The sequence below is a fragment of the Parendozoicomonas sp. Alg238-R29 genome (genome assembly GCF_947331445.1).
Lineage (GTDB): Bacteria > Pseudomonadota > Gammaproteobacteria > Pseudomonadales > Endozoicomonadaceae > Sansalvadorimonas.
The window spans coordinates 1-1,162 of the sequence record NZ_CAMZOG010000222.1 but is presented as its reverse complement, the minus strand read 5'-3'; the positions used below and the strand labels follow the sequence as shown (position 1 = coordinate 1,162).

The 1,162-nt window shown below is 47.3% G+C and carries 1 protein-coding gene; it reads left to right on the top strand.

The annotated features are described in order from the left end of the window. Positions 1 to 134: 134 nt before the first annotated feature. Positions 135 to 1,162 (top strand): ISNCY family transposase (locus QMA35_RS21750; protein ID WP_281649224.1); only part of this gene is annotated, 1,028 nt, incomplete at its 3' end.

Genomic DNA, 1,162 nt, shown 5'->3' with positions numbered 1-1,162 from the left:
TGTTAACACCAAGGGACTTTGTCGTACTTTAACTACCAAGCGACTTTGTCGTTTTTGATCACCAAGGGGAATTGACGAGCTTATTTCAACAGTGGTTCTCTCAGTGCTTTTGTATGCACCAGGAGATCGCAAGGATGATCGTCATGGACTCCCGTTCCCAGCTTACAGTTGATGTGATTTCCAAGGTGGCACAGAGCAAGATGAGTGTTGCTGATGCTGCCAAGATACTTCAAAAATCTCACCGAACAATTGAGCGTTATCTAAAGCGCTATCTTGAGGAAGGCATACAGTTTGTTATTCACCGTAATACCGGCAAACAGCCCTCCAACAAAATTCCTGACGATCAGAAGAACCAGGTTCAGTCGCTGATACGGGACAAGTACTACGATACCAATCTGCAGCATCTGGCTGAGCTTCTGGAGCGCAACGAAGGCATCTCAGTGAAACGAGAAACACTGCGAAACTGGGCACACGACATCCATCATGTTAAGCGTGCAAAACGTCGCCGGTCATCTGTGCGCAAGAGACGTGAGAGAATGGCATCCCCTGGCTTGCTTCTCCAAATGGATGGCAGTCCACATCGTTGGTTTGGCGAGAAGAAGTCCTGCCTTGTGGCCATCATTGATGATGCCACCAGTGAGATATACGCCGAGTTCTTCGAATCTGAAACAACCCAAGCCTGCATGCAAGTCATGCAGAACATCATCACCCAGAAAGGCCTGTTCAGAGCCTTATACGTTGACCGAGCAGGGATTTTTGGCGGCCCCAAACGCTGCAATTTTTCACAAATGCAGAGAGCCTGTGAAGAGCTTGGTATTGAAATTATTTTTGCCAACTCACCGCAAGGTAAAGGGCGAATAGAACGCGCGTTTGATACTCTCCAGGATCGTCTGGTGCCCGAGCTTCGCTTACAGAATATTCAGGATATGGACGGAGCTAATGACTACCTCAAGAACGTATTTCTTCCTGAGTTCTGGAACACAAAGCTTGTCGTTCAGCCTGAAACAACCTCTTCGGAATACAGGCCTGTACCGGAAACAGTAAACCTGGCAGACATCTGTGTTCAGAAAGAGCACAGAAAAATCCGCAATGATCATACATTTAGCTATGGAAACCGGATGTACCTGGTTGAGTCTGACCTTAAGCACTCCATTGCTAAACA